The sequence below is a fragment of the Desulfosarcina sp. genome, from assembly GCF_041551955.1.
GTDB lineage: Bacteria > Desulfobacterota > Desulfobacteria > Desulfobacterales > Desulfosarcinaceae > Desulfosarcina.
In genome coordinates, this window is sequence record NZ_JBFELV010000481.1 from 1 (window position 1) to 3,706 (window position 3,706).

Here is a 3,706-nt window from a genome sequence, read left to right on the forward strand (position 1 = left end):
CAGCAGGATGCTGCCGGTCATGCTGGCCGCACTGACCACCATGATGGGCATGATCCCGCTTTTCCAGGATCCTTTTTTCATTTCCATGGCGGTGACCATCGTCTTCGGCCTCGGCTTTGCCAGCCTGCTGACCCTGCTTTTCGTGCCGACCCTTTACGCCACACTTTTCAAGATCAAGTCAGGACCGGGAAGCTGACCGCCGAAACCGGCATGCCCTTAACCCACAGCCACACAGGAGTACCCCTATGAAACGCCGATTGGTATTTGTTTTGGGCTTGATCGGCCTGACCCTGATCTTCTCCGCCCTGGTCCAGGCCAGAACCGTTCGCATCGGCGTGGTCTACGACGGGGATTCACAGGGTTTTCCGGCAGCCCGAGACCTGTTTTTCAATGAAATCGAGAGCATGACCCGTGGCGCCCACACGGTGGTCTTCCCTGCCGAGACCCAGATCAGCGGCAACTGGAACGTCCCGCAGATCAACCGGGCCATCGACCGCCTGATGGCCTCCGGCCAGGTGGACATGCTGCTGACCCTGGGTCAGGTGTCCACCCATGAGGTCTGCCGGCGCCGCCGTCTCAGCAAACCGGTGTTCGCCGCCTATGTGGTGGATGCGAAACTGCAGGGAATTCCGTCCAAGAAAGGGACCAGCGGCATCCGCAACCTGAACTATATCAATAACCTTAGCGACCACAACCGGGCACTTCAGCTGTTCCGCAGGATCGCGCCCTTTTACCGGATGACCATCCTCGCGGACGATTTCCTGCTGGCATCCATCCCCCAGCTCAATACCGTGGCCCGACGCCTGGCCAACGAATTCAGCATCAAGGTGACCGTGGCCAAGGTGGGCGACTCGGGGGCCGGCGCCCTGGAACGGATTCCGGCGGACACCGATGCGGTGTTCCTGTCGCTGCTGCCGCGCCTGTCCGACCCGGAGTTTCAAAAACTGGTCGACGGCCTGACCGCCCGCAAACTGCCCAGTTTTTCTTTCCGGGGGCGCACTGATGTGAAAAAGGGCATTCTGGCCGGCACGATTCCCGAAGACAGCCTGTTGCACCTGGCCCGCAGCGTGGCCATCAACGTACAGGAAGTGCTGGACGGCGCCGATGCCGGCGACCTGTCGACCACCTTTGCCGCGGGAGAAGAACTGGCCATCAACATGGCCACCGCCCGGGCCATCCATGTCTACCCCGGCTGGGACCTGCTCACCGAGGCCGACCTGCTGAATGACGAACCCATTGGCATCGGCCGGCGGCTGAACATCCACATGGCCATGCAGGAGGCCCTGGCAGCCAACCTGGACCTGGCCGCCGCCAACCGGTCGGTGGAAGCCGGAATGGCCAGGGTGCAGGAGGCCCGCTCGCCGCTGCTGCCCCAGGTGGGCGTCAACACCCAGGCGTCGGTGATTGATGACGACCGGGCCCGGGCCTCCTTCGGCATTCAACCCGAGCGATTGTGGACCGGCTCGCTGCAGGCCAGTCAGCTGATCTATTCGGACAAGGCCTGGGCCGGCTTCACCATCGAACAATATCGGCAGACCTCCCGTGAACAGGGGCGTGATGCAGTAAGGCTTGACATCCTGCAGGCAGCCGCCGGTGCCTACCTCAATGTGCTGCGCGCCAGGAGCATCGAACGGATCCAGAAAGAGAACCTGAAGCTGACCCGGGAAAATTTAGAGCGGGCGCGCATCCGTGTGGAGATCGGTGCCGGCGGACCGGAAGAGGTCTACCGCTGGGAAAGCCAGATCGCCGACAGCCGCCGCAATGTGCTGACCGCTCAGTCCATCACCCTGGATGCCATCAGCGCCATGAACAATGTCCTCAATCGCCCATTGAGGGAGATGTTTGCCCCGGTGGAGGCTGACTATACGGAACCCATGGGCATCCTGCCCGATCGCCGGTTGATGGCCTACATGGACAATCCCATGGAACTCGGCATCCTGCGGGACTTTCTGGTGACGGAGGGACTGGATGCGTCGCCGGAACTGCAGCAGGTCGATGCGGCCATCGCCGCCCAGGAACGCGGCATCACCCTTGCCAAAAGGGAGTTCTGGGTACCCACCGTGTCCTTGTTCGGCGATGTCACCGAGACCTTGTCCAAAGGCGGGGAGGGATCCGGATCGTCGTCCATCGGCACGCTGAACCTGCCCGAAAAGGACGACACGGACTGGACCGCCGGGGTCCAGGCCACCCTGCCCCTGTTTGCCGGCGGCGGCAGAAGCGCCACCCTCAAGCGGTCGCGTGAGGAATTGGCCCGGCTGCGCTACGACCGGGACAACACCGCCAACCGCATCGAGGTGCGCATCCTCAACGCGGTCCACCTGATCCGCGCCTCCTACCCCGGCATCCGGCTCTCCACCGATGCCGCCGATGCGGCCCGGCGCAACCTGATCCTGGTGACCGATGCCTACGTGCGCGGCATCAAATCGATCATCGATCTGATCGACGCCCAGAATCAGGCCCTGGTGGCCGACCAGCAGGCCGCCAATGCCGTCTACGATTTTCTCATCGACCTCATGGCCGTGCAGCGCAGCACGGGCAGCTTCTTCCTCTTCGCACCGGAGGAAGAACGCGATGCCTGGATGGAACGCTTGAATCGCTATGCCATGGATGCGCAGCAGCGGGCAAGGCAGGGTTGATGACCGCGCTGCCCAGCCGAATAGACAGCCGAGCGGTTTGTAAACGAAGCGAAAACCGCTTTATCACTGGATGCAATGAAAACGGTGATGGGTCGGGGCGGGCTGGATCGACCCCTGCCATCGAGGCAAGAACGAATGGTGACATGCGGACGGTCGAATGTGCTGTCGACGTCCCCTCGCCCCTTAGGGGAGAGGGACAGGGTAAGGGGAAATTTTTTCAGGTTTCAGTGAAATTAATGCAAAGTGCTCAAAAATGAAGAACGGAGAACGAAATGTATTGAACCCTTCCCACGGCAAGCCGCGGGGAGGGTTCACCGTAAGGAATAAAATCGATTTATAGTTCGCTCGCTAACCCTGCCGCAAGCGGCGAGGAATGCGCTCGCTATCGCGGTTTAGTCGGTTTTATCTGATCTGGGTCATCCGGTTTCCGGCTTCCGATATCGGACCGCAGACCTCGGTCCTCAGTCATCCGATCCCTGAAAGCCATCTATGACACACCTTTTCACAAATGCATATATCGTCGTCGGCAGCATCTGCGGTGCCGTCAGCCTCCTTCATCTGCTGATTTTCGTTCGCCGGCGTGAAGAAAAAATCCATGCCGTCTTTGCATTCATGGCCCTGTGTTGTGCCGTAGCGACCGTCATGGACATCCGCATGCACACGGCGACGACGGTGTCCGATTTTGTTCGTTTCTACAAAACCACCAACACCATTCAAGCGTTTCTCTGGGTCGCGTTCGCCTGGTTCATTCAACTCTATTCCGGCAGCCATCGACGATGGCCGGTATTCCTGGTTTCCGGTCTCTATACCCTTGCCGCGGTATTGAACCTAACATTTTCCCACGGCATCCTTTTCAAGCGCATCGACGACCTGAATCGGGTCACGCTGCCCTGGGGGGAACAGATCGCCTTTGGCGTCGGTCCGTCCAATCCCTGGCGCCTGCTGCCCGACCTGGCCTGGTTCATCGTGCTGGGCTACGCCCTATTCGCATCGATCGGGCTGGCCCGACGGGGTAATCGTCGGCGGGCATGGTTCTTCGGCCTCAGCATCTTCGCCTGCCTGGGCATTGG

3 protein-coding genes are annotated in these 3,706 nt (G+C 60.7%); all 3 read left to right on the top strand.

Features of this window, described 5'->3' with window-relative positions; genetic code table 11:
• A partial coding sequence (locus tag ABYV26_RS22835; protein WP_372683660.1) for a hypothetical protein occupies positions 1 to 196 on the top strand: 196 nt, incomplete at its 5' end.
• Between the two features lie 49 nt (positions 197 to 245).
• Positions 246 to 2,636 carry a TolC family protein gene (locus tag ABYV26_RS22840; RefSeq protein ID WP_372683661.1) on the top strand — a complete coding sequence of 797 codons (2,391 nt, stop codon included), beginning with the start codon at positions 246 to 248 and terminating at the stop codon, positions 2,634 to 2,636.
• Positions 2,637 to 3,125: 489 nt separating this feature from the next.
• On the top strand, positions 3,126 to 3,706 hold a 581-nt coding region (locus ABYV26_RS22845; RefSeq protein WP_372683662.1), incomplete at its 3' end, for a hypothetical protein.